The 23,886-nt window shown below is 51.7% G+C and carries 24 protein-coding genes and 1 tRNA gene; 12 read left to right on the top strand and 13 right to left on the bottom strand.

Translation table 11 applies throughout. The features are described from left to right. Positions 1-2: 2 nt before the first annotated feature. A complete protein-coding gene (locus B4O97_RS05030) occupies positions 3-1,283 on the bottom strand; it encodes a GGDEF domain-containing protein (RefSeq protein ID WP_198947015.1) in 1,281 nt (426 codons plus the stop codon). Positions 1,284-1,702: 419 nt separating this feature from the next. Beyond that, positions 1,703-2,233: a hypothetical protein gene (locus B4O97_RS05035; protein WP_083048887.1), complete on the bottom strand. Its 531-nt coding sequence runs from the start codon at positions 2,231-2,233 to the stop codon at positions 1,703-1,705. A 217-nt stretch (positions 2,234-2,450) separates the two neighbouring features. On the opposite strand from B4O97_RS05035, the gene B4O97_RS05040 reads away from it, so the two are divergent. Both B4O97_RS05040 and B4O97_RS05045 read left to right on the top strand, forming a co-directional pair. Beyond that, on the top strand, positions 2,451-2,846 hold the full coding sequence (locus B4O97_RS05040; RefSeq protein WP_269844544.1) for a DUF302 domain-containing protein: 396 nt from the start codon (positions 2,451-2,453) through the stop codon (positions 2,844-2,846). Then, positions 2,846-3,094 (top strand): SHOCT domain-containing protein, encoded by a 249-nt coding sequence (locus B4O97_RS05045; protein ID WP_083048890.1) that lies wholly within the window; start codon positions 2,846-2,848, stop codon positions 3,092-3,094. Before B4O97_RS05040 ends, B4O97_RS05045 begins: the two co-directional genes overlap by 1 nt. Positions 3,095-3,165: 71 nt before the next feature. Here B4O97_RS05045 and B4O97_RS05050 read toward each other — a convergent pair whose 3' ends face one another. Continuing rightward, entirely contained in the window at positions 3,166-3,753 is a 588-nt protein-coding gene (locus B4O97_RS05050) for a 4Fe-4S binding protein (protein WP_083048892.1), read from the bottom strand. 152 nt (positions 3,754-3,905) lie between these two features. Here B4O97_RS05050 and B4O97_RS05055 point away from each other — a divergent pair, with 152 nt between their 5' ends. After that, a complete protein-coding gene (locus B4O97_RS05055) occupies positions 3,906-4,262 on the top strand; it encodes a TIGR04076 family protein (RefSeq protein WP_083048893.1) in 357 nt (118 codons plus the stop codon). A 16-nt stretch (positions 4,263-4,278) separates the two neighbouring features. Further along, a complete protein-coding gene (locus B4O97_RS05060; RefSeq protein ID WP_083048895.1) occupies positions 4,279-5,328 on the top strand; it encodes an aldo/keto reductase in 1,050 nt (349 codons plus the stop codon). 12 nt (positions 5,329-5,340) lie between these two features. Here B4O97_RS05060 and B4O97_RS05065 read toward each other — a convergent pair whose 3' ends face one another. The 5 genes from B4O97_RS05065 to B4O97_RS05085 all read right to left on the bottom strand — a co-directional run bounded on the left by B4O97_RS05065 (position 5,341) and on the right by B4O97_RS05085 (position 10,424). Then, positions 5,341-6,711 (bottom strand): Na+/H+ antiporter NhaC family protein, encoded by a 1,371-nt coding sequence (locus B4O97_RS05065; RefSeq protein ID WP_083048896.1) that lies wholly within the window; start codon positions 6,709-6,711, stop codon positions 5,341-5,343. A gap of 131 nt (positions 6,712-6,842) precedes the next feature. Further along, positions 6,843-8,846, bottom strand: a complete 2,004-nt coding sequence (locus tag B4O97_RS19875) for a Rid family detoxifying hydrolase (protein WP_332889453.1) — start codon at positions 8,844-8,846, stop codon at positions 6,843-6,845. An 18-nt stretch (positions 8,847-8,864) separates the two neighbouring features. Beyond that, the gene (locus B4O97_RS05075; protein ID WP_158084161.1) at positions 8,865-9,749 is read right to left on the bottom strand and encodes a DMT family transporter; all 885 of its coding nucleotides are present in this window, start codon (positions 9,747-9,749) and stop codon (positions 8,865-8,867) included. 23 nt (positions 9,750-9,772) lie between these two features. After that, positions 9,773-10,186 (bottom strand): PIN domain-containing protein, encoded by a 414-nt coding sequence (locus tag B4O97_RS05080; RefSeq protein WP_158084162.1) that lies wholly within the window; start codon positions 10,184-10,186, stop codon positions 9,773-9,775. A gap of 10 nt (positions 10,187-10,196) precedes the next feature. Then, on the bottom strand, positions 10,197-10,424 hold the full coding sequence (locus B4O97_RS05085; RefSeq protein WP_083048903.1) for a DUF6364 family protein: 228 nt from the start codon (positions 10,422-10,424) through the stop codon (positions 10,197-10,199). Positions 10,425-10,557: 133 nt separating this feature from the next. Between B4O97_RS05085 and selD the strand changes: the two genes are divergently transcribed. Then, positions 10,558-11,607, top strand: a complete 1,050-nt coding sequence (gene selD / locus B4O97_RS05090) for a selenide, water dikinase SelD (protein WP_083048905.1) — start codon at positions 10,558-10,560, stop codon at positions 11,605-11,607. A 10-nt stretch (positions 11,608-11,617) separates the two neighbouring features. Here the strand turns inward: selD and selB are convergent, their stop codons facing one another. The 3 genes from selB to B4O97_RS05105 form a co-directional block, all read right to left on the bottom strand. Continuing rightward, positions 11,618-13,414 carry a selenocysteine-specific translation elongation factor gene (gene selB, locus B4O97_RS05095; RefSeq protein WP_083048906.1) on the bottom strand — a complete coding sequence of 599 codons (1,797 nt, stop codon included), beginning with the start codon at positions 13,412-13,414 and terminating at the stop codon, positions 11,618-11,620. A gap of 3 nt (positions 13,415-13,417) precedes the next feature. Next, positions 13,418-14,764, bottom strand: a complete 1,347-nt coding sequence (selA, locus tag B4O97_RS05100; RefSeq protein ID WP_083048908.1) for an L-seryl-tRNA(Sec) selenium transferase — start codon at positions 14,762-14,764, stop codon at positions 13,418-13,420. A gap of 8 nt (positions 14,765-14,772) precedes the next feature. Next, positions 14,773-14,861, bottom strand: a tRNA-Sec gene (locus B4O97_RS05105). Between the two features lie 169 nt (positions 14,862-15,030). On the opposite strand from B4O97_RS05105, the gene prxU reads away from it, so the two are divergent. Together prxU and B4O97_RS05115 are read left to right on the top strand one after the other, a co-directional pair. Further along, positions 15,031-15,753 carry a thioredoxin-dependent peroxiredoxin gene (prxU, locus tag B4O97_RS19610; protein WP_083048910.1) on the top strand — a complete coding sequence of 241 codons (723 nt, stop codon included), beginning with the start codon at positions 15,031-15,033 and terminating at the stop codon, positions 15,751-15,753. An 89-nt stretch (positions 15,754-15,842) separates the two neighbouring features. Then, positions 15,843-17,003: an FAD-dependent oxidoreductase gene (locus B4O97_RS05115; RefSeq protein WP_083048911.1), complete on the top strand. Its 1,161-nt coding sequence runs from the start codon at positions 15,843-15,845 to the stop codon at positions 17,001-17,003. Here the strand turns inward: B4O97_RS05115 and B4O97_RS05120 are convergent. Next, positions 16,990-17,751, bottom strand: coding sequence for a class I SAM-dependent methyltransferase (locus tag B4O97_RS05120; RefSeq protein WP_083048913.1), 762 nt, complete (start codon positions 17,749-17,751; stop codon positions 16,990-16,992). The two genes, B4O97_RS05115 and B4O97_RS05120, sit on opposite strands and share 14 nt — an antisense overlap. A 62-nt stretch (positions 17,752-17,813) precedes the next feature. On the opposite strand from B4O97_RS05120, the gene B4O97_RS05125 reads away from it, so the two are divergent. From B4O97_RS05125 to B4O97_RS05135, 3 genes are read left to right on the top strand one after another with little or no spacing between them, the layout of a single operon-like run. Next, a complete protein-coding gene (locus tag B4O97_RS05125) occupies positions 17,814-18,941 on the top strand; it encodes a type III polyketide synthase (protein WP_083048914.1) in 1,128 nt (375 codons plus the stop codon). Positions 18,942-18,989: 48 nt separating this feature from the next. After that, on the top strand, positions 18,990-19,673 hold the full coding sequence (locus tag B4O97_RS05130) for a methyltransferase domain-containing protein (protein ID WP_158084163.1): 684 nt from the start codon (positions 18,990-18,992) through the stop codon (positions 19,671-19,673). A 37-nt stretch (positions 19,674-19,710) separates the two neighbouring features. Next, positions 19,711-20,850, top strand: a complete 1,140-nt coding sequence (locus B4O97_RS05135) for an NAD(P)/FAD-dependent oxidoreductase (RefSeq protein ID WP_158084164.1) — start codon at positions 19,711-19,713, stop codon at positions 20,848-20,850. A 13-nt stretch (positions 20,851-20,863) separates the two neighbouring features. Here B4O97_RS05135 and B4O97_RS05140 read toward each other — a convergent pair whose 3' ends face one another. Continuing rightward, positions 20,864-21,961, bottom strand: a complete 1,098-nt coding sequence (locus tag B4O97_RS05140) for a mandelate racemase/muconate lactonizing enzyme family protein (RefSeq protein WP_083048919.1) — start codon at positions 21,959-21,961, stop codon at positions 20,864-20,866. Between the two features lie 64 nt (positions 21,962-22,025). On the opposite strand from B4O97_RS05140, the gene B4O97_RS05145 reads away from it, so the two are divergent. Together B4O97_RS05145 and B4O97_RS05150 are read left to right on the top strand one after the other, a co-directional pair. Next, a complete protein-coding gene (locus B4O97_RS05145; RefSeq protein ID WP_083048920.1) occupies positions 22,026-22,634 on the top strand; it encodes a GntR family transcriptional regulator in 609 nt (202 codons plus the stop codon). Between the two features lie 24 nt (positions 22,635-22,658). Continuing rightward, entirely contained in the window at positions 22,659-23,792 is a 1,134-nt protein-coding gene (locus B4O97_RS05150; RefSeq protein ID WP_083048922.1) for a M24 family metallopeptidase, read from the top strand. Positions 23,793-23,886 lie beyond the last annotated feature (94 nt).

The following is a 23,886-nucleotide window of genomic DNA, read 5'->3' on the forward strand; positions in this document are numbered from 1 at the left end:
AATCACAGTATACTGGAATCACCTTTTTCTATGCTGCGTTCCTTTCTCTTTGCCTTATACATCGCAGAATCGGCATTTTTAAGGAGTGTTTCAATTTCACTGCTTTCATCAGGATACACACTGACTCCGGCACTGACGCTTACTGGTATCTCCTTCATCCCAATGAATAATGGCTTCTTAATTTCAGCGATCAGTCTTTTTGTTACTTCCATTATTTGCTGCTTTGAAGATAAATCGGTCAGGGCCACCACGAATTCATCGCCCCCCATTCTGGCTTTCAGGTCTTTGTCTTTCAGACTGTTTTCAATCCGGAAGGCAATACTCTTCAGGACCTCATCGCCGGTGTCGTGCCCGAAATTGTCATTTATCTCCTTGAACTTATCGATATCAATAAAGACAAGACCGATATTCCTGCCGGCAGAATCAGCTTTATTTGTCAGTTTATTGAATTCTTCTTCAAAATATTTCCTGTTTGCCAACCCGGTTAATTTATCGTGATGGGCCTGATACTCAAAATTCCTTATCAAATAGACTACAACAGCAATAAAGCTGCCGAACAGCACGGTCATTAAAATGATATTGGCCAAAAACAGATTCCAGTGCTGCGTCATTTCTTTTTGCACAACCTGATCATTATAGATAATACCAACCACATAGGAATTCCAGCCATCTTCAGATTCAGTACTGCTGATCAGCGCCGGAAAAAAGCGGTAACTGTGCTGTATTCCTTCTATGCTTCTGGTGTCCCGCTGCATGGCGTTCTGTATAACCACCTGTCTGGCAAGTTCTTCTTCAAACTCGGGGACATCCGGGTTCAAATAGGGCCGTTTGCTGTTTCTCAGTTTGGCAACACCATAATGAAGGGGCTCAACGCTGTAAAAACCGATGTCTTCAACCATCTCATATTGTTCAGTTAAGGACGCCGCATCCTTAAAAAGATTAAGACTCTGAAAGGAAGGATATTTATCCTCAATACTCACACTGAGTTCAAACAGATACTGATTGTCCGGGCTCGGCATATAGCTGTATTTTTTGATTTCTCCTGCCTGGGTCGAAAGATCGATCCTGTCAACCTCAAATTCATTCCCGGCCATTCTTTCCCTGACAACAGCAGCAAAACTGCCGAATTTCGAGAAATCGAGGCCGAGGTCCTCTTCATAGGTGGTCTTTATTATCTTTAAATCTTTATCGACAATATAAATATCATACCCGACAAAACGTTTCTGCAGCTCGGCCAAATCCCAGTCCATAACATCGGGGTTCTCTGTATATTTCAGGACCATCTGTTCCGAGTATTCTCTCATTTCCTGATTCAACTGCTGCTCGGCAATCTTGTAGGCATTATCGATATAGCTTACGGTCTGCAGAATATTCTTCTCCACCAGCTGCTGCTGGCTGCGGTACTTGTCTTCTACTACCCGGAGGATATTTTTATACTGAGTCGAAAAAATATAGATCATTACCAGGGCAAGTGAGACGATTAGTATATACTTGAACCTGCTTAAGAATTTGTCCAATCTGCTCTCTCCAAAAAACCGTTAGCGTTGAGGGTTTTGCAATGATAGGAAAAATTATCCTGACAATCAATGACCTAATTAGAAGAATTTGACAAATTATGGAGAGAAGGGCCGGGCAGGATGGACGCCAGCCAAACTGAACAGATACAAGATAGACGGGGACCATTAAAAAACGGTGAAAATGCTTACCTCACTTTCAGTGCACCAGTCACCTCGCCGCCTTCCTGTAGACTGAAGGAGGATTTATATTCGTCCCTGGCAAAGTAGATATCTCCGTCAACCTTTCCGTCATATATGTGAAATTTATTCGCCTCCACATATACATCTCCTGCAAAGGTTCCCCCCTGTATCCGGGTGTTTTCACTGCGCACTGTGAGTTTTGGCGCTGTCAGCGTATACCGGGCGGTTACATTTCGGTTCTCATCCTGTGCATACAGGGCGATTTTCCGGTAGATCTCATCCCTGCGGGTAAACTGCCCTTCCACCAGAATTTCCTGATCCGTCGTAATGTCCTGGGTTATTGCTATTATCCAGGTTCCGTTTTTTCCTGCCGCCTTGAGGAATCCCTGGGCAGTATCAACAATCGAAGCGGCGCTTACTGCATCTGCTTCAATCGATTTTTCAGCCGCCTCCGGAGAGACTTTCCGACTGCAGCCTGTGACGATAATTATTACAAGCAGAATCAGCCCCATGGCGGATACCTGTTTTCGTTTCATTACGCACCTCCAGTAAAGTATGTTCTTTTTCCTGACTTATTCTATCATCTATTATCGCAATTTATCAATGCCATCAACATACTGTTTCACAGGCTTTTACCAGCGTACCCCCGTTTCATTCAGCTGCAATTTGCTTCGTCCGGTACAATTTTGTAGCTTTATTCATGTACTTAAAGGAATGATTTTGAAGCAGGGGAGAGAAGCAATGAGTTACTACATGTCTATAACTTTGCAACAGCCGTTCGATCAATGCCTGGAAAGGGTCACTGGAGCCCTGCAGGCCGAGGGATTCGGAGTGCTTACCCATATTGACGTAAAGGAAACGATGAAAAAAAAGCTGGATGTGGATTTCCGCAACTACCACATTCTCGGAGCCTGTAATCCGCCCTTTGCCCATAAAGCGCTTGTAGCCGAAGACAAGATCGGAACAATGCTTCCCTGCAATGTTATTGTACAGGAAACTGCTCCCGGAACAGTCGAGGTGGCAGCGGTTGACCCGGTCAGTTCCATGCAGGCCGTCCATAACGAGGCACTTCAGCCCGTTGCCGAAGAGATCCGCGGCAGACTTAAGCGTATGATCGACTCGCTGCAGAGCGGAAAGGGCACGCCGTGATGCACGGCTGGGGCTGGAACACCGGAATAGGCGGCTGGGGACCGGGGGGAGACGTCTTTACCCTCCTCCTTCTGGCTGCCCTGATTATAGGAGGAGTGTATCTGTTTCGCCGCCACCCGAAACAAGGGGGAGAGGACGAATCCCGGAAGGCGAAACCAAGTGCTGAGGAAGAACTGAAAAAGCGATACGCCAGGGGCGAGATCGACAGGGAAGAGTACCAACGCATAAAGAACGATCTTGAGGATTAAGCCTGACGGAAAGTGTGTTTCATCTGTTCCGGATACCGACAGCTCTGCGGTGTCCCTGTGAGCGGAGGATTTCAGGCTTCCCGGCTGGTTTGAATCACATTCTTCAGCACCCGGTCTGACATTGTGCTGACCGGGCATACCCGGCACCATGTACGGGGACGGTACAGAAGAGCAAGCAGGGTGCCCACAAGAAATGACGTGGTCATCATGGAATAGATCCGGTATGAAAAATGAAGCAGTGCCGGCGGTAAGACCGGCTGGCTTAACAGCTGAGGCATGGCGAAGGGTATTTCGAAGATTATGAGAATCCGCACACGGTCAATGGGCGCCATGTTTCCGGCAGCAACCATCATGGTTGAGGCGGCTATAAAAAAGAGGTTCATACAGAAGTAACTCAGAACGAGGTCTCTGGTCTTCCTTTCCAAAAGGAAACCGGGAGTTTTAGCGGTATCACCCGTTTTCCTGAACAGATCAAAGAATTGCGCCCGGGGACAATAGCCCTGACACCAGCTTTTCTTCCGGTCACGGAAAACGAGAACAAAGGGAATTGTCATGCACAACAAACCCGACAGGGCGAATCCGATGTGTACAAACCCCAGGGTGAAATATGCCAGGGTAATGAATAAAAGGTATCTGTTGAGCGATCTTCCAGATGTCATTTCAACTCCTAAATATAGTATTTATTATATATAGATTCTATTTTATTTCAACTACCGTCATGTATCTTTGAAAAAAAACCCCCTGATGTTTCTACCTGTAAAAACCGAATCCATTATTGACACCCGCCCCCATCTTAATAGATGCTGTTTTTATGTCTGAAAAGCAGGAAGATACGTTTTATCTCTACGATCTCCAGGTAGAGACTGTCCGGGGAGAAAAGGATTTTGTCTGTTCCCACCAGGAGGGTGTCAACTTCCGGGTAATTGGTGAAAACCTTGTTTTTTCAAAAGAGACGCAGTTCTCCCTCTACGCCCTGGCGGCCATCCTTCCGCTTATTCCCGCCAAACAGCGGGAGACCGCCGAAACCGACTGGATGACCACAGATACCGATATCGCCTGTCCCGACCCCAACTGCGGGGCCCGCTTCCGTATTACCCGGATTGCAAAACGGATCTTCAGACATTCCGAATGCACGATAGAGCCCCTGTCCCGGAAAACAAAAGACTGAACAACGGAGTACCCCCATGAACACCCGCTACACCTTAAAAAACGGCTACAGCTTCAGCAGAATAATCAACGGAGGATGGCAGCTTTCCGAAGGGCATGCCCTGAAAAGCACCATCGAAAAGCAGGATGTTCTGAAGGCCTTCCATGAGCTGGTTTCCCGGGGATTCACGACCTTCGACTGTGCCGACATCTATACGGGAGTGGAGGAGTTCTACGGCGTTTTTCTCAAAGAGCATCTGGCCGCCGGGGGAAAGCGGGAGGATATACAGTTTCATACCAAGTATGTTCCAGACAGATCTGTTCTCGCGGAGCTGAAGCCGAAGGACGTACGGGAAGCAGTACACCGCAGCCTCCGGAAACTCGGAGTGGAACAGGTGGACATGATTCAGTTTCACTGGTGGGAGTACGATATCCCGGGGTATCTGGAGGCATTACATGAACTGCAGAAGCTTAAGGAAGAGGGGAAAATCTCCCAGGTTTCCCTCACCAATTTCGATACCCCCCGTACCAGAGAAATCGTTGAATCCGGGATCAGCATTTCCACCATGCAGGCCCAGTACTCACTCCTGGACCGGCGGGTTGAGAACGCCATGCAGGCCTACTGTGAAGAGCAGGATATCGCCCTTCTCTGCTACGGGACCCTGGCGGGGGGATTCCTGACGGACCGCTGGCTGGGACAGCCGGACCCGGCGGACTGGGACAACCGCTCCCTGGTTAAATACCGCATAATCATAGACGATTTCGGCGGATGGGAAGCCTTTCAGGAACTCCTGAATATACTGAAGGAGATGAGCGGCAGATACGGCTGCAGAATCGCCAACATCAGCACAGCCTATATTCTGCAGAAGGAAGCCGTGGGAGGGGCCATTATCGGGACCCGCAGCAGCAGGCACGTCGATGCAAACGGGCAGACCCTCGCGCTGAAGCTGGAACGGGAAGATGTAACAAAAATCGACTCGTTCCTGGCCCGCCATCCCGGTCCGAAGGGCGAACCCTTCGAACTGGAACGGGCGGAAGACGGTCCCCATATAAAGGTGATGCTGCGGAATCTGAACGAGAAATCCTGACCCCTGTCCGCCCTACTCGTGCTGTCTGCCCCAGCCTGACAGTACGGCAAAGAGCAGAACGAAGAACAATATGACCGGATAGATCATACCCTTCGCTATGCTCACGGGATCCAGCCCGGAAAGCGCCACAGATATAAAGACAAACACGCTTAAGAATGGAAGGACCACGGGAATCGTGTTCACGAAACCGTCCAGCAGGTTTGCCCGCCGATAAGGGTGAAGCCCTTTCCTGGAACCGATTTCATTCACCACCGGGCCGAAGGTAAGGATCGCCGCACTGGTAACACCGCCGAAAATCATGCAGGTTACACAGGAGCCGATGGTGATTGCCAGCTCAGTACCCCGGTCGGTTTTGGCAAGGCTGGATTTCAGGATTGCCGCCACCATCCGGTCGATTGCGCCGGCGGCCTCCAGAACTCCCATAATACCGAAGACGGAAATAACCAGGGTAACCGTGGACATCATGCTGGATACGCCGGTGGGCAGAAACCCTGAAACATGGTTCCCCAGCTCTCCCGAGGAGGCAAAGAGGCTCTCCAGGCTAAAGATCCCCGAGGCAAGCCCGGTGATTGTACCGACCACAAGACCCACGGTAATCGCCTTGAACAGGTCCCTGGTTTTAACCGCCGTATACAGCAGTCCCACAACCGGAATCAGCATTACAAGGCGCAGGGGGTCGCCCATGGTCTCGATGTCGGAAGCGATTTCTCCACCTCCTCCAAGGAGAGCAAAAAGAACGATGGCGATCAAACCGGCCACAAGAGAATATCTGAATCTGGAGGCCACAACCCCCGCAATATCCGCAGGCTCGCCGTTCTTGAACTGCTGAGTGGCGGCGGAGGCAATGGTGGTATCCGAGATGGGAGCGAGATTGTCGCCAAAGATACAGCCCGAGGTAATGGCTCCGGCAAGAAAAGCCGGATTGGCCCCCAGCACCGTACCGGCGGTAAAGAATATTGGATATGCGGCGAACATTGTTCCTATAGATGATCCGGTGGCTGTGGAAATGACACAGCAGGAAAAAAAGACAAAGGCCACAAAAGTTCCGCCGGTCAGGTTCATTCTCTGGGCCAGCCAGACGAATCCCTCCGAGGCATTGCTGTCTTTCATCATCTGGGAGAACATACCGATGATAAACAGGATTACGATAATGGTAACCGAATTGGTGGAGGCAATTCCGGAAAATACGCTCTTCCAGTAGGCGCTGTAATTCTTTACAAAGAGCCCGCCGATGATCAGCCCCAGGAATCCCCCCATGGCCAGGGCATGCATATCATAGGACAGGAACACCAGAAACAGAAGCACACAAAAAACAAAGAAGATTGCCAGGGGAATAAAGGCCATCCCCCACCCGCCACGAAACTCCAATTTTTCTTCTTCCATAGACCCCTCTGTAATACTCTTTTACGAAGCAATCGGCCGAAGCGGCCGACACAACGGGCATAGTATACAGGATGTTCCGGGAAGCACGAAAGTCGGAATTCTGCTGTTTCTATGGAAAATAACACTTTTTTTCAATTTTTTTCACAAACTGCATCGATTTCTACTTGTGCACCCTTCGGCAGACGGGAAACCTCCACGGCACAGCGCGCAGGTTTATGATCGCCGAAGAAGTCAGCGTAGACTGTATTTACCGCAGCAAAGTCATTCATATCGGTGAGGAATACAGTGCATTTTACCACGTCGGTAAGCACAAATCCCCCAGCCTCGATAATAGCCTGAATGTTGGCAAGGGACTGTTTTGCCTGCTCTTCCACCTTCTCGCTTACCAGTGTCATGGTATCGGGAACAAAGGGGATCTGTCCTGAGACATACAGGGTGTTCCCGCTGAGAACAGCCTGGGAATAGGGACCGACAGCGGCAGGGGCCTTGTTTGTATTGATATATCTCATTGATTCTTCTCCTTGGATCGATGTTTTTTTATCCCGGTACCAGAAAGACCTGTTCAATCGGGCCTCCGCCCCGCCGGCTGCAGGGCCAGCGGAACGTGGCAGTACGGCGGCGGCAGACAGAACGGCGGAGACCGCCAGAAGCAGGAAATCCAGCCAGGGGGAGGCTATGGGTAACACCGAATCGACAAACCAGTAATCCAGGCTTTGTATCCGGATATAGATTCCGACAAGGACTGCGGCAAACAGGAATTGTACGAGCCGGATCAGCCGGCGGCCTTCTCCTCTAAAACCGAAACTGCGGATGCCCGAAACAGTCTCTCGGATAATTGTCCATGTACGCCAGGATACCAGAAACAGCAGCAGGGTAATCATACCCCAGACCGCCTTCTGCAGCTCCACAATAATCCCCATTCCCGCTGGGGAAAGCCCGAGCCAGCTCGTCCAGTCCTTCAGGATACAGGCGAAACCGGGCCACACCCGCTGACTATTGGAAAGAAGGACAATGCCGTCTCCGGTTTCGGGAATGGCGTGAAAGTCGGTCATCCAGCCCGAACCCTGCCCACCGTGGGATACGACCTTGAAAATTTTTTCCGGGTCGTTGGAATCGGACAGAAATTCAATAAAATGTCCCAGACCGTATCCGTCAAAAACAAATTTGTAGTAACCGGACATCGACGATTCAGGAGCGTACATCTCCTCGATACTCCCGGTATCGAGAACCCCCTCGTACCTCGACGAAAAACCTGTCATTCCCGCAGCCGCGAACTTTGCCACGTCATGGGCAGTACCAAATAGTCCACCCGCAGCCCGGTCAGGATATATGTAAACCGGAAACTCTTCTCCCTGCAGTCCGTATCCTTTTGCAGCAGGCGGATAAAAGGTCTCGCTCCATTCGAAGCTGGCGGAAGTCATACCCAGCGGATCAAGGATCTCCCGCTTCATGTAGCTGGAAAAATCGTGTCCGCTTACCTCCTCTATAAGGAGTTCAAGAATGTTGAATGCCGTATTGGAATAGGAGAACGTCGAACCCGGTCCCTGAAAAAGATGCGCGTCTTTGTTAAGAATTTCCTTCAGTGTCGGTATGTTCTCCGCCGTCGGCTCATAGGTATTTCCGATAGTACCAAGAGGCATTCCGGAACTGCCGTTTAACAGCCTGCGAACGCTTACCTTTTCCTCATTAAAATTACTCTCCGGTATGGTCCAGGATGCAATATAGTTCCGGACAGAAGCATCGAGGTCTATACGCCCCTGTTCCGCAAGCTTCATTACTCCCCAGGCCGTTACCGACTTTGAAATGGATTCCATGCGGAACCAGGTGTCCAGGGTTAATCTGCGACCGGTTTTCAGGTCCGCAAAACCATAGGCTCTGCTCCAGACGGGCTCGCCCTTCTGCAGCAGTACCAGCGCGAATCCCGGGACCTCATAGTCCCGCATGATTGCGCTTATTCGATCGTCAAGGTGAGCGGTTAACTCCGCTACTGAAGCACGCGCCGGTACGTCTCCGGCGAAAAAAACCTTTGCGGAAAATAAAAGCGGAGCCAGGGAAACAAGCAGGATAAGGGAAAAAGATATCCAGATACCTCGTTTTCCTGATGTGCCCTCATGTCGTTCCGCCTTCGATTTCAGATCAGACCTCCCCGTCTGCTAATCCTCCGGCGCCAGCCGGAGCTGATACAGGGCAATCAGGCCCAGAGCCAGAACCATTCCCAAAATCTGTACGGGTCCCAGGGGCTCTCCCAGAAGCAGGAAACCCCAGAGCATGGTCAGCATGGGCTGTATCAAGAGCAGCAGGCTCCCCCGGTGGGAGGGAAGCCGGGTTATGTTGGTTTTTATCAGGATCCATCCCATACTCTGGGAGAGCAGGGCCATCAGGACCAGGAAGAGCTGACTCCTCCAGGAGCTAACGATAAAATCGACCTGTTCAACAACGGCACCGTAGGTACCCACGAACGCACCGGTCACCGCCATGAACACCGCCAGGGAGAGGATCTCGGGGTAGCCTTTCCCGGCCTTCATCTTCGCAAAGCGCAGACCCAGCAGATAACCGGAGTAAGCAATCCCCACGAGAATCCCGAGAAAGAATCCGATCCCCGGAGAGACCAGGACCTGGATGGTCGGGATCGTAAGAAAAAGGCCCAGAAAAATAAAGGGGATGAGCAGCGGAAACCAGGGAGAAATACGCTCCTTGAAAAAGAAGAAGCCGAAGATGGTCACAAAAATGACCTGGCTGTTGGCCATAATGGTGGCAGGCCCCGCGCCGATGTACAGAATGGTCTTGTGCCATATTATCAGATCCGCCGCAAGGGCGAGCCCTCCCCAGAGGGCCGGAACCAGCCAGCGCCAGGATGCGCCCCGCAGTTCCCCCCGGACGAGGGCAATACCGAAGAGAAAAATCGATGAGTAAAAACAGCGATAAAAGGCGCTGACCGTGGAGTCCACCGCGGCGAGCTTGACGAAAATCGCTGAAAAACTGATACACAGTACCCCGGACAGAAGCCCGACGTACTTTTTACTGGAGGTCGCCTGCATTCCTGTTTCCCGTATTTCCTGATTTATTCCACAAAAGGATTGATTATCCGTATACCCGAATAGAACTGCCCGGTGTTGAGATCCTCGGAATAGATGGCATCGCATTCGGCAGATTCTGCGTTACTGACAATACATGCATCCCAGAAGTTTATACCATAGGTCTTCCGTATTTCTACCGCCCTTCTTATCATTGAAGAAGATTGAGTAACAAGCTCAATCTTTTCAAGAAGATGCAGTTGCCGTAAAACAACCTCCTCTGACTGCCCGAGTTTTCCCACCGCCACATTAGCGTACTCCTGCAGGACCTGTGTAGAGATGACTCCTTCCCCGCTTTTCATAAGACCGGAAATCAGATCCACCGCCTGTCTCTGCTTGTCAGGGTCCCGTTTATCGTTTGCATATACCAGAATATTCGTATCAATGAAGAACTTGGCCATGGAGTATCCCTTATCTCCTGTACTCTTCTTCCCGGTTGAAATGGTAATCAGGAGGAGATTCCCCGGCATAGTCAGAGCATATTGACTCGAACTCCCGGGCAGCCGAGAGAGCATCCATTTCGTTGGTTATATGTTCAAGATGCCGGCGTATTATATTATTCAGGGTGGAATTGTGCCGTTTAGCGTATTCCCGGGCCTTTCGTATCAGTTCTTCGTCTGCAGAAAGGGTTATATTCATAGCATCCCCTCTATGTGGTATATGTGCACACATAATACTATCAAAACATAAGTATATCAAGATAATAAGCAGGATTGTAATTGGACAGGAAATCATTTACCCTGAGTTCCAGGAAGAATCCAAAGGAGTTTCAATGTCGCTGAAGGAGATACGGCTCACATCCATGACTGCCGCTGCCGGTTGAGCGGCCAAGAGGGGGTCATCCTCCCTGGCGCAGGTGCTGCAGCCATTAGCCGGAATGTTCTCTGATATGGAGAACGACAACTTGATCATAGGACTCGAAATCAGTGACGATGCCGCCGTGTACCGCCTGGGGGAGGACAAGGCGGCCATCCTTACGGTGGATTTCTTTACCCCCGTGGTGGACGACCCCTACAGCTACGGCGCCGTTGCAGCGGCAAACGCCATGAGCGATATCTACGCCATGGGAGGCGAGGTCGCGGTGGCCCTGAATATCTGCGCCTTCCCGGCGGAGATGGACGAAGGAATAATCACGGAAATCATGCGGGGAGGCGCGGAAAAGGTCAAAGAGGCCGGCGGAATCCTCGCAGGGGGCCATACCGTAGACGACCGGGAACCCAAGTACGGGCTGTCGGTCATGGGATTCGCCCATCCTGATGCAATCATGACCAAGGGCGGAGCTCGCCCCGGGGACAGGCTAATCCTCACCAAGGCCCTTGGTTCAGGCATTATTACCACCGCGGCGAAAAGCCGGAAGGCCGATACCCTCCACGTCGAAGAAGCAGTCCGCAGCATGATGAAACTGAATAAAGACGCCGCGAGAATCCTGGTGGACCATGAAATAAAGGGCTGTACAGATATTACCGGTTTCGCGCTGCTGGGTCACACCTTCGAAATAGCGGAAAAGAGCGGAGTGAGGATACAGCTGTCCGCATCTTCCCTGCCCTTTCTGGATGGCTCCATGGAATACGCCGACGAATGGCTCTTTCCCGGGGGAACCGGAAAGAACAAACGCGCCTATGAAGAGCACATCAGTTTCGCGGCTTCAATAGAAGAAGAGATGCGCCACCTCATGTTTACACCGGAAACCTCCGGCGGCCTGCTGGCGGCGGTCCCTGCGGGGAAGATACAGGAGGTCCTTGCCGCCTTTCAAAAGACCGGAAGCTTCTGCAGGGTAATCGGGGAGGTGGTGGAAGGATCAGGGATCGAGGTCACCCCCTAAAATGAGGATTTCAGCACACAACCCGGCTGTCCCCGTCGCGTCTTACCAGACCTTTTTCTTCCATCTTGTTTAAAAAGGGAATCATGTATCTCCGGGTAAGACCGGTCTTTTCCTTTGCTTCGGGGATGGAGAAGGATGTTCCCGCATCGAGCCCTTCGAGTATAACCCGGGCCAGGGCGTCGAAGCTCTCCCTGCTGAAATAGATATCCCCCTCCAGGGCCACGACTTTCTCCATACGCGCCAGGTTGCGCAGTTCCGATCGTGCTCCGGGGTCCGGTATCTCCTTCAGCTGCAGTCCCGCATTTTTCTGTTTCTCCAGCATATTCATGATCTTTTTTGCCAGGGGAGACAGGCCGTAATCCCCGTCAAGCTGTTCCGGTGAGATCAGTATACGGTCCTTCTGTACAATTCTGTAGGTGGTCAATCCCCGGTCGATAAGATATTCCTTGATCTCCAGGGGAATATCCCCGGATTGAAGATACTCGGCCTTTCCTGCACCGCCGGGTTTCGAGCAGAGCCGGGTCAGCCTGTCGGCCTCCTTCAGAAGAAAGTCTTCCAGAACCACCGTGCTCTGAACTTCCCGTGTTTTCAGGGACCGGGTTGCGGCAAACTGTTTTATTGTCCGCTTTTGTGCCCCGGAAGCATAGGTAAACCAGCCCTTCAGCATGAAGCGCAGAACGGCCTCATCACTTATCGCCTCCGGAACGGGATAGTCCTTCAGAATTTCGGCAAGCCGGATTCTGAAATGCCGGTCCGTCTCTCCCGCCCATATAAAACGACCCTTTCCCAGTATGTGATACCCCCCCTGCTGGATAAACAGACAGGGATCGAAACTGCCAACCGGGATCTTTTCATTCAGTACAATCCTGGCAAAACCTTCAGTCTTCAGGAAATGTATGGTGCCGATATAGTGGCCCGTACCGCTGGCGATCTCCAGCTCCATATGATTTCGAATGGCCCTGCGGCTTTCATCCAGGGCCTCCCACTGAATAATGAACTCCCTCTCGCAGCTGAAGTCCGCCGGGTCCCTGGCGGCGACACATCCCCGGGATACCTCTTCCTTTTTTATGCCCTGAAGGTTGCAGGCAACCCGGGAAACAGGGTACGCCGTCTTCAGGGAACTGTAATAGGATTGAATGCCCCGTATTTTCGCCGTGAGACCTCCGGGCAGAATGCTGATCTCATCCCCTTCGGAGAGCTCGCCCCCCGCCAGGGACCCGGTTACGACCGTACCCGATCCCTTTATGGTAAATACCCTGTCCACGTGAAAAAACGCGGAGCCCCCCGTTTTGGACGCGGGCATCCTGCGGAGAACCTCCACCAGAGCAGCGCGCAGGGTATCGATCCCTTCACCGGTCAGGGAGGATACGGGAATTATGCTGATCTCTTTCCTGAAGATGCGAACCAGATTCTCCTGAACCAGTTCGCTCACCAGCTCGCGGAACTCATCGTCAATTGTATCGACCTTGGTAAGGGCACAGATGACCTCCCCAATGCCCATTGCCTCGAGCACCCGGGCGTGGTCGTCGGTCTGCTGCATCCAGCCCTCGTTCCCGGCAACCACCAGTACGGCGCAGGAGAGGCTCCAGGCGCCGGCGACCATGTTCCGGATAAAGCGCTCGTGCCCGGGGACGTCGATGACTCCCACCGCTTCGCCTTCGGGGGTCTCGAAATGGGCGAATCCCAGGTCAATGGTCATTCCCCGTTTTTTTTCCTCCGGAAGTCTGTCGGCGTTGATTCCCGTAAGGGCCTGTATAAGTGCCGTTTTGCCGTGATCCACATGACCGGCGGTTCCTATTATGTGCACGGACTATCCTCCCAGTAGATTCTGCAGCTCCGCCCGGATGCGGGGAATATCCTCCGGCTGAATAGTCGCCAGGTTCAGCTGGACCCTGTCTTCGGAGATTATCCCGATGATGGGGGGATCGGCGTTCCGCAGAGCCCTGAGAATTGTGTCCGCCTTCCGTCCGATATTGATCTGTACCGACAGGGATGGAAAGCTCTCATCAGGAGCCGAGCCGCCTCCGCTTGTAAGGGTGGATTCAACAACGGAGGCTTTGCTCCGGTCGATGCCCTGGAGAATCTTCCGTCCCCGGCTCTTCAGTTCCCGCATACTCAGAACGAGGGTCTCGGCAACCATGCTGTTCTGACCGTTCAGACGCCGGACCAAGCCGGCCTCCAGGAGGGAGTAGACCGCCTTTCCGGGCCGGAAGACCCGCATAAGGGGGTGCCGCTCCAGCTTCGCGATCAGCACCTTCCTTCCGACAATAATCCCCGCCTGGGGGCCGCCCAGAACCTTGTCGCCGGAAAAGCAGACCAGATCCGCACCGTCATGCAGATGGGTCCGGACGGATATCTCGCCGGGCAGCGCTTCGTCAATGACCCCGGACCCCTGGTCCACGCAGAGAAGGACCGTATCCGGCCTGATCCGGGCAAGTTCCCTGACTGTCGGGGAGTCGGTAAACCCGCGAATGGCGAAATTGGAACGGTGAACCGACAGAATCATCGCGGTCTCATCGGAAAAGGCCGAGAGGTAATCCTCCCGGGTACTGATGTTCGTTGTGCCGATCTCCACGAGGCGGGCGCCGGATTGCTGAAGAATCTCCGGGATCCTGAATCCACCCCCGATCTGCACCTGCTCTCCCCGGTTTACAATGACCTCCCGGTCCCGGGCAAAGGTCTGCAGGATAAGAAAAACCGCCGCAGCGTTATTGTTTACGATCAAGGCGTCCTCCGACCCCACCAGCCGTGAAACCAGCAGAGGGATCAGCCCCTTTCTTTTACCCCGCTTGCCGGTTTTCAGGTCGAATTCCAGATTGGAGTACGAGCAGTTGATCTCCTCCGCTTCCCGCCATACCTCCCGCAGAATGGGAGCCCGCCCCATATTGGTGTGGATGATGATTCCTGTGGCGTTTATCACCTTCTGTAGCTTTTCTTTTCCGATTACTCCGCATTCCGCAAGAAGCCTCTCCAGGACTTCAGAAAAAGGGGGAACCTCACTGTCGCCCTTCAGTACCGAACGCCGGACACCGTCCACAACGCTACGGGCGAGCTCTGCTACCACGGGTCTTCCCAGGTTTTCAATATACTTTTCTACCCCGGGATCCTGCAGGAGTGTTTCGATCTGGGGGAGCGCTGCAAGCTGATGTTTTTTCATATTCCCTTTCGGAAGAGGGAGGAATCGAACCTCCCGACGCTTCTACACGCCCAACGGTTTTGAAGACCGCGAAGACCACCAGATCTTATCAACTTCCGAAAAGATTTTAGTAACTCACTATAATGCTGTCAAGGAAACTAATAATTATTCTCAAAAAATTCCTTGCTTTATTATTGAGAATGATTACAATAAAGAAAGAACAAAACTTAGTTCTTGTCTCTCTGTTCCGGGCATTCCGGCGCGGGAGCAAGAGGGAGGAGGCAGAAATGCCTGAAGAATTCAAACCGGGTTGTCAGCGACCAAAGAGCGGACCCGTCGGCGGAGAATCCGCAAAAGCGGCCTCCGGCGAACAGACAGTACAGGAGGAAAAAAAGCCTATGATCAAAGTCGGACAGAAGGCGCCTGATTTTTCAGCCGCCGCGTATCACAAAGGCAAGTTCATCGAGGTTAAGCTCTCCGAGTATATCGGAAAGTGGGTCGTCCTGTGTTTTTACCCAGGCGACTTTACCTTTGTTTGAGCAACAGAAATTTCGGCGGTCGCCGAAAAGCATGCTGAGTTCGAGAAGCTCGGCGTAACTGTCCTCTCCATGAGTGTGGACAGTATCTATGTTCATAAAATGTGGAATGATCATGAACTTTCAAAAATGGTAGAAGGCGGCGTACCCTTCCCCATGCTTTCCGATGGAGGCGGGGCTATAGGTACTGCCTATGGAGTCTACGATGAAGCTGCCGGAGTAAACACCCGAGGGCGCTTCCTGATCGATCCCGACGGCAATATCCAGGGCTTTGAAGTCCTTACTCCCCCAGTGGGTCGGAACGTTTCGGAAACCCTGCGGCAGATCCAGGCCTTCCAACTGGTACGGGAAAAGAAAGGGACCGAGGCTACCCCATCGGGATGGAAACCCGGAAAGAAAACCCTTAAACCCTCTCCCGACCTTGTAGGCAATGTCTGGAAGGAGTGGAAACCCGGCATGGCTTTTGACGAATAGGTCAAAGGTCAGTTAGAAAACCTGAACACCGCCGGGGCTGGAAGAATGAATCTTCAGCCCCGGCGTTTTTTTCGTGTATACTTATCGTTATGCGAACAAAGATCCTGATCGTGGGAGCCGGCCCCGTTGGCCTTTTGCTTGCCAACCTGCTGGGACAGAAAAAGATCGATACCCTGCTGGTGGAAAAACGGAGCGAAGCTTCCCGGCATTCCAAGGCCATCGGGATTACCCCCCCTTCCCTTCGCATTCTGGCGCAGCTCGGACTTGAAGAGACCTTTATCTCGGAGGGGGTCAGGATTACAGATGCCCATGTCCATGGAAAAAAGGACAGAATCGGGCACCTCTCCTTTTCCGCCCTCCCCGGACCATACCGGTTCATACTTTCCTTTCCCCAGCGGAGGACCGAAGAGATCCTGCGGCGGACGCTTGAATCCTTTCCAGGTATCCAGTTCCTGCAGAACCATGAGTGCATCGAATACAGCGATCATGGGGACCACATAAGCGCCAGGGTGCGTACAGAAACGGGCGGGACCCTGGATATTGACGCTGACTACCTCTGCGCCTGCGACGGCTTCCGCTCGAGCCTGCGGCAGCTATCCGGCATCGACATGCCCGGGCGTGAATATTCCGACACCTTCCTGATGGGAGACTACCGGGACCGATCCGGCCTGGAGAGAGAGGCACATCTCTTTTTTACCCCTTCAGGATCGGTGGAATCCTTTCCCCTTCCCGGGGAGTTCCGGCGCTGGGTGGTTCAGACGCCTTTTTATATGGAGGATCCCGACCCTGATTACCTGGAAAATTCTGTATTCCAGCGTTCAGGCTTCGCCCTTGACCCGGCAGACAGGGAGTGGACGAGCCCGTTCAGAATATACAGCCGGGTCATGCCGGTTTTTTATCGGGGGAGGCTTCTCTTTCTCGGCGACGCAGCCCATACGATTCCCCCCATCGGCGGCCAGGGAATGAATACAGGCTTCGGGGACGCGGAGCATGCAGCAGGAATACTCGCTTCCATGCTGGAAGGTGGATACAGCGCCGGACTTCTTCGCAGCTACTCCCGCCGTCGCCGGAAGGCCGCCGTAACAGCCGCAGGACGGGCGGTACTCTCCATGAAAACAGGGACCATACAGGGCAGTATCGCCTCAGCCCTGCGGAACGGGATACTTACACTGCTCCTTGCAAGCCCTTTTAAACACAGCCTCTCGAAACATTACGCCATGCTGGCGCTAAAGGGTATCAGTTCTTTCTGATCACCGTGATTCTCAGCATTCCGAACATTCGCGGCAGGTAATGGACCGGAGAAAAACCGAAACCCTCAAGGAGGCGTAAAAACTCAGCCTGATCCGGAAAACTCTTAAGGCTCTCTGCGATATACCCGTAGACCTCGGGATTCCCATGATATACCCGGCCCCAGAGACGCCCCCAGAATGACAGAAGACCAAGCTGCAGCCTCCCCGTATGTTTCCGGCTCGATCTGGAGAAATCGAGAAACGCGGCGTATCCCCCGGGCTTCAACATGCGGTGTACCTCCGCCAGGCTGCGCCCCAGGTCGGGGGAGTTCCGCAGGGCGTAACCTCCGCTGACAATATCGAATTCCCCGTCGTTGAAGGGAAGTTCGTTCATGTCTCCCGGGAAAAAATGGATCCTTTCCTGTATATTCCCGGGCATACGTGCAAGGTTCGAAGCCGCCCGGTCCAGCATATCGGTATTCAGGTCGATCCCCTCTATTCGGGCGGAAGGATACCGCAGGGCGAGCAGAAAACTGAGATCCCCCGGTCCGCAGGCAAGGTCCAGAATGCGTGGCTCAGGGATCTCCGGAAGCAGCGAAATCAGCTTCCGCTTCCAGGCCGCATCCCGTCCGAAGGAGAGCACCCGCGTAATACCGGAATAAACCTGTGCAACGGGAGTAAAGAGCATGCGGTTATACTCCTTCTTGCTTTCGGGCAGGGTGAGATCAAAATCCTTCAGACGCTGCCGGAATCGCCGTTTCTCGTTCATAGGCTGTTCTTTATTCTCCTGTTTTTATTTCCCTTGCCTGGTGAAGATAGTACTTTTATCCCATGCAGGAGTCAAACAATAAGCAGGGCGCGTATCTTCTGGGAATCGGTACCGCCGTTCCGGACTATTCCTATTCCCAGGATTTTGCCCTGGAGTTCAATCTGGGAATCGAGGGAACCACGGAACGGCAGAAAAAGTTCATGCGCCGCATCTATGCCGGAAGCGCCATCGAAAAACGTCATTCCGTCATCGCCGATTACGGCCGCGATCCGGCGGATTACAGCTTTTTTCCGCCCACACAAAGCCTGAAACCTGAACCCACCACGCAAGAGAGAAACGACCTCTTTATCCGGGAAGCCAACCGGCTTTCTGCGCTGGCTGTTGAGGACCTCTTTGCACGGCTCGGGAAAAAAGACACCCACGACATTACCCACCTTATAACCATAAGCTGCACCGGCTTTTCCGCCCCGGGCTTCGATTTCCACCTGGCCCGGGAACTTGAGCTGCCTGCGGCAACCAGACGTTACCATATCGGGTTTATGGGCTGCTACGCTGCCCTGACCGGGATGTCCCTGGCCCATTCAATCTGTAAAGCCGAGCCGGGGGCCCGCGTTCTGATGGTAAACGTGGAGCTCTGTTCCGTACACTTTCAGCAGCGGGACGATCTGGATACCATGGTTGCCAATGCCATATTTGCCGACGGGGCCTCCGCGGCGCTGATTGTCACGGACCCGCCGGAAGCGGACACAGCTGTACTGGCCTTCGACTCCTTCAACTCCCAGATCCTTCCCGACAGCGAGGAAGATATGGCATGGCGGGTGGGAAATACAGGGTTCACAATGAAGCTCTCCGCCTATGTGCCCAGGATAATCAACGAGAACCTGGACGATATCCTGAAAGGGATCCTCAAAAAAAGCGGGCGCCGCCACGGGGATATCGACATATGGGCGGTGCACCCCGGCGGAAAGGCCATACTCGAAAAAATAGAGGAGGCCCTGCAGCTCGACCCCGAGGAACTCAGCGTTTCCTACGAGGTCCTCCGGGACTACGGCAACATGAGTTCGGTAACCATCATGTTTGTCCTGCAGCGAATCCTTGCCGACAGCCGGGAAGGAAATGTTCTGGCCATTGCCTTCGGTCCCGGCCTCACCGTGGAAACCGGTTTCATGCGCAAGATTTCCCGGCCATAGCCTATGCCGCTTTTGACCTTTCCCCGTCGGGAAACAAAACCGGAGCTGATGGACGATCCGGAATGCAGTAAGAAATTGCTTATCAGGACCGTCCGCCAGTTCCGGCTGATAAATCTGCTCTTCTCCGCTTCCCGCCGCCTCATAAAACGTAAGCTCGTCTCCCGGATGGAGCCGGGGCGTATGAAGCCCTACACCTTCCTCGACATCGGAGCCGGCGGCTGCGACACCGCCCTCTGGCTTGCGGATTACAGTAAAAAAAAGGGCATCCCGATCCGGATAAGCTGCCTGGATAATGATCCCCGGATTGCCGGGTACGCCCGCAGCGTTATAAAGAAACGGGAGAATATTGAGCTGTTCCAGGCTTCGGTTTTCGATATTTCCCGGATGCCCCGTTTTGATTTTATCTTCTCCAACCATTTTCTTCACCACTTTTCCGATTCACAGATCCCGCAGATACTCGACCTGGTGGAGGAGAAAACCGAAATCGCATTCCTTATGAACGACCTGTGTCGTTCCCGTCTTTCGTACCTGGGCTACGAAATCTTTGCCCTCCTTTTTCTGTACAAAAGCTTTGCCCGCTACGACGGCAAATTGTCCATCCGACGGGGATTTACCCCCGAAGATCTGCATCGTCTGATCACTGAAACCAGAAATCCTGAATTCTTCTCTACAGGAAAGACCTTTCCCGGTCGCATATATATACACGGCTTCAGCCGGGGCAGATCCCGGTAAAGCAGAGCAGTCCGGCTCACTCCAGGAGATGCATGAAATGGGAAAACGCATAGCGATTATCGGCGGCGGATTTGCGGGGACCGAAGCAGCCCGCAAACTTTCAGGTCGGGGACAGGAGGTCCATCTCTTCGACCCGAGACCCGCCTTCGAGTTTCTCCCCCTTCTGCCGGATTTACTGGGCGGCCGTTACTCCCTTGAGTCGATGACCGGCGCGTACTCCTTTCTGGCGGAGAAATACGGCTTCACCTTTCATCAGGTCCGGGTCAGTTCCGTGGATCCCCGGCAATGCCGTTTTTATGCCGAGGGGGAGCAATTCGAGTTTGACTACCTTCTTATCTGCCCGGGGGGTACCACAGATTTCCACGGCGACAAAACAGCCGCCGAAAAAAGCTATACCGTACGCAGCACCGCCGGCATAGAGGACCTGCTTGCAGCATACCACTCGGAGAACCCGGACAGCGTGGTTCTGGTGGGCGGCGGTTACACCGGGCTCGAAACGGCATCCCAGCTGCGGCGCAGGGCCCGTAAGACAGACAGAGAACCTGAGATCCTTGTCATCGAAAAGGGAGAGACCATCCTTGCCGGAGTCGCCCCCGGAGCACGCAGCTATCTTGAGCACCAGCTGCAAAAACTCGGTATCTCGATTCTGACCTCCACAACCCTTAACGGATTCAGCGAAGACGGGGTCAGACTTTCCAATGGCCGGACCCTGGACAGAGCCCTTGTTATCTGGAATGCGGGCGTGAGTTTTCCCGGGGAGTTATGGACACAAGAGGTCGACCTTGACCCTGCCGGAAGGGTGCGGGTGGACCAGTACGGACGAATCGGGGAGCGCTCCTGGGCGGCAGGGGACATTGCCCATTTCGGCGAAGGGGATGCCGGCCTTCCCATGGCAAGCTACCTGGCGATTCAGCAGGGAAGTTCCGCCGCCGGAAACATCCTGCGCCACATTGAGGGAAAACCATTGCGCCCGTACCGGCCCCGTTACTACGGCTACCTTATCCCTCTGGCCAGCGGATACGGAATCGGCAGGATAGCCGGAGTCAATCTGAAAGGTCGGCTGCCCGTGCTGCTCCACCATGCGGCGGGAATCCTGAGAACCTTTGCCCCGGGGAAGCGAATACGGTTACTGAAGGAACTCCTGCGGGAAGGAATCGGGATGGGAGAAAATGATTGATTAGTCCGATTATTTATTGAGGGTCTTTATATGCGTTCAGAATCTCACGGTTAAAATCAACTCCGGTACCAGGAACATCAGGAGCGACGGCTTCTCCGTTCTCGTTTAATTCTACCGGACATGTTGTATACTTATCTATGGGGAAACTATGGACTTCCATGTACCCTCCATTCACAGTACCGGCAAGCAGACTTACATGCAGTTCCTGCATACCATGGGAACAAACCGGTAAATTAGATGCTTCAGCGAGACAGGCGATTTTTAACCACCCTGTTATTCCTCCGATATTCGATGCATCCGGTTGTGGAAAGTCAATTCGACCTATACTGAATGCATCCTTAAATTCATATATTGTATGCAGGTTCTCACCCATGGCTACCGGGATACCGCCCTCTTTTCGTATAAGATTATATGCACTGAAGTCTTCCGGTATTGTAGGCTCCTCCAGCCAGAAAATGTCCAGATCTTTCATGGCGCGTGCCGCCCTGACAGCTTCTGCAGCACTCCATCTCATATTTGCATCGATCATGAGTTTTTTTTCACTGCCTATCAGCTCGCGGACTGCAGCAGCACGTTCAACATCCTCTGCCAATCTGTTCTGGCCGACTTTTATTTTGATCCCATGAAAACCATGTTGAAGATAATTGCGGGTATTACTGAGAAGCCTTTCGATGGGATAGTGTAAGTCTATTCCTCCAGCATACGCTCTGACAGTACGGCCTCTTCCTCCAGCCATTTTCCACAAAGGGAGCCCGGCTTTTTTCCCCCTGATGTCCCAGAGTCCGATATCGATGGCAGAAATTGCAAAGCCCGCAATACCTCCCCGACCAACGTAATGAATCCTCCAGTTCATTTTATTCCATAAATATTCTATGCAGTCAGGATCTTTCTGCAGTAAAAAAGGTTTCAGATCATGCTCAATTACCTGGACAATAGCTTTACCGCCGTATCCACCTGTATACGTATAACCACATCCTGATAATCCATCAGAACAGATAATGTCTACAACTACCAGCTCAAAGTGGGTATGGTCTCCATGCATCGCATCGACCAGGACCTCTTCAAGGGGAACTCTGTAGTATGATGTGCATATTTCATCGATTTTATTCATATACTTATGTTATACGGAATTTTTATATTGTCAAATGTTTTTAGTTAACATATAGTAGTCATATATGGGCAAGATTGTTTTTCGAACAATTGCAGAGCAGATCTTTGCAAAATTGCGAGTTGAAATTGTAAACGAAACGCTGACTCCAGGAGCAGAACTCAAGGAAGAATCAATTTCGGAGAGATTTGGAGTAAGCCGGGGTCCCGTACGTGAAGCTCTTAAAGAACTTTCAAGATATGGCCTGATATCCCCACGCGGAAAAGCTGGCTACAAAGTGGCTGAACCACTTAGGCCGGAAGTTCGAAAACTCATAATTGAAATTCGCCTGATGATAGAGAAATTCGTAATACAATCACTTCTCGACGATTTTACAGAAGAAGATATTGCAGAACTGGAAACCATTCTTGATGGTCAGAAGAAAGCAAGCATTGAAAATGATACTGCCGGAGTATGGGAAGCCGATGTCCGATTTCACGAATACATGTTGAAAAAATATAATGACACCCATGTGGATGAAATGTGGCGATCCGGAGCGTATCGTGTAATGATGATGAAAGAGTATCAACATGAGACACTCTTCGAAAGCTACGAAGCACACGTCCGTATACTTGATGCCATCAGAAAGAAGGATCCGCGTAAATTGTTTATTGAACTGGAAAATAATATCCAGTGATCTGAATATCAAACAGGGATATATATGTTAAGCAGAGAGGGCTGCCTTCAACGTCAAAATGACCTGATAAGATTTCTGCCCGAAAAATGTGATCTGATACTAATAACAGACCCCCCGTATTTGCTGTATTTCAATAATTTGTGGATAGAACAGAACAGCACAAATCAGAACAGTCTCAACCTGTTTGTCTTTAACGAAAATGAACGCATAGTTTTTACTGATGATTCACTATTCGAATCGGCGTCGACCTCATACGCGGAAACTATTATCAGCTCACGCTGGTATGGAAAAAAATATCCGGTATTTAATAGAAAGGAGGTCGTGGTTAGGGAATTTTCATTATGGTTGGATAAATTCAGACCAAAAAAGATCGCAGCTGAGTTGGTTTCATTACCAGGAATCATACAAAAGGCAGTGGAAGACAGAGGTATACTGCTAACTGATATCTCCCGTGAATTGAACCAGATGAGAGTTCGGAAATATCCTGATGAAATAGCTGAAATCCGCAGGATAGCAGGAAATGCTTCCAGAACAATGGATATTGTCGCTGATTCAGCAAAGGCCGGAATGTCTGAATGGGAAATTTTCGGATCGCTTTATAAAGAATTTATTTCAATACACAAGGAACAAACGTCACCAGTAGGCGATCTGGTTTCAGATTACAGGGTATCCGGATTTCCTCGGCAAAGAGCAGTGCAAACCGGGGATCTGCTGATAATCGATTTCTCGCCCTATGTGAATGGATACAGGGCTGATATTGCAAGAACGATATGCGTGAACTCTCTCCCGACAAATTCTCAACAGGAATATTCAGATATTTTACAGGAAAGCTTAAGACACACGGAAAAGCTTCTATGCCCGGATATTCCAGGGAAAGTTATCTACGACAGTTTTTTATTGTTTTTCAGAAAAAATAAAATTGATAAATATTACATAAGCCATGCAGGTCACGGAATCGGACTCAAACATCCTGAACGACCCTTTTTTGTTCTGAATTGCGACGAAACAGTTCCGCAGGGAGCCGTTATTACTCTGGAACCCGGACTCTATAACAACGATATTGGATACATGAGGATTGAGGATAATTACCTTATTACAGAAACAGGATTTGAAAAACTTTCTTTCCATCGAAAAACATTAAAACAAACAAGCTATTAGCATTCACCGCTTTCGAAATCTCTACCAGAAAGTGAACAGACCGTTGGTGAGAATCGTTCTCACAACAAAACGTTTTTTTGTTGACATTTTACAT

It is taken from the genome of Marispirochaeta aestuarii, assembly GCF_002087085.1.
GTDB classification, from domain to species: Bacteria; Spirochaetota; Spirochaetia; order JC444; family Marispirochaetaceae; genus Marispirochaeta; species Marispirochaeta aestuarii.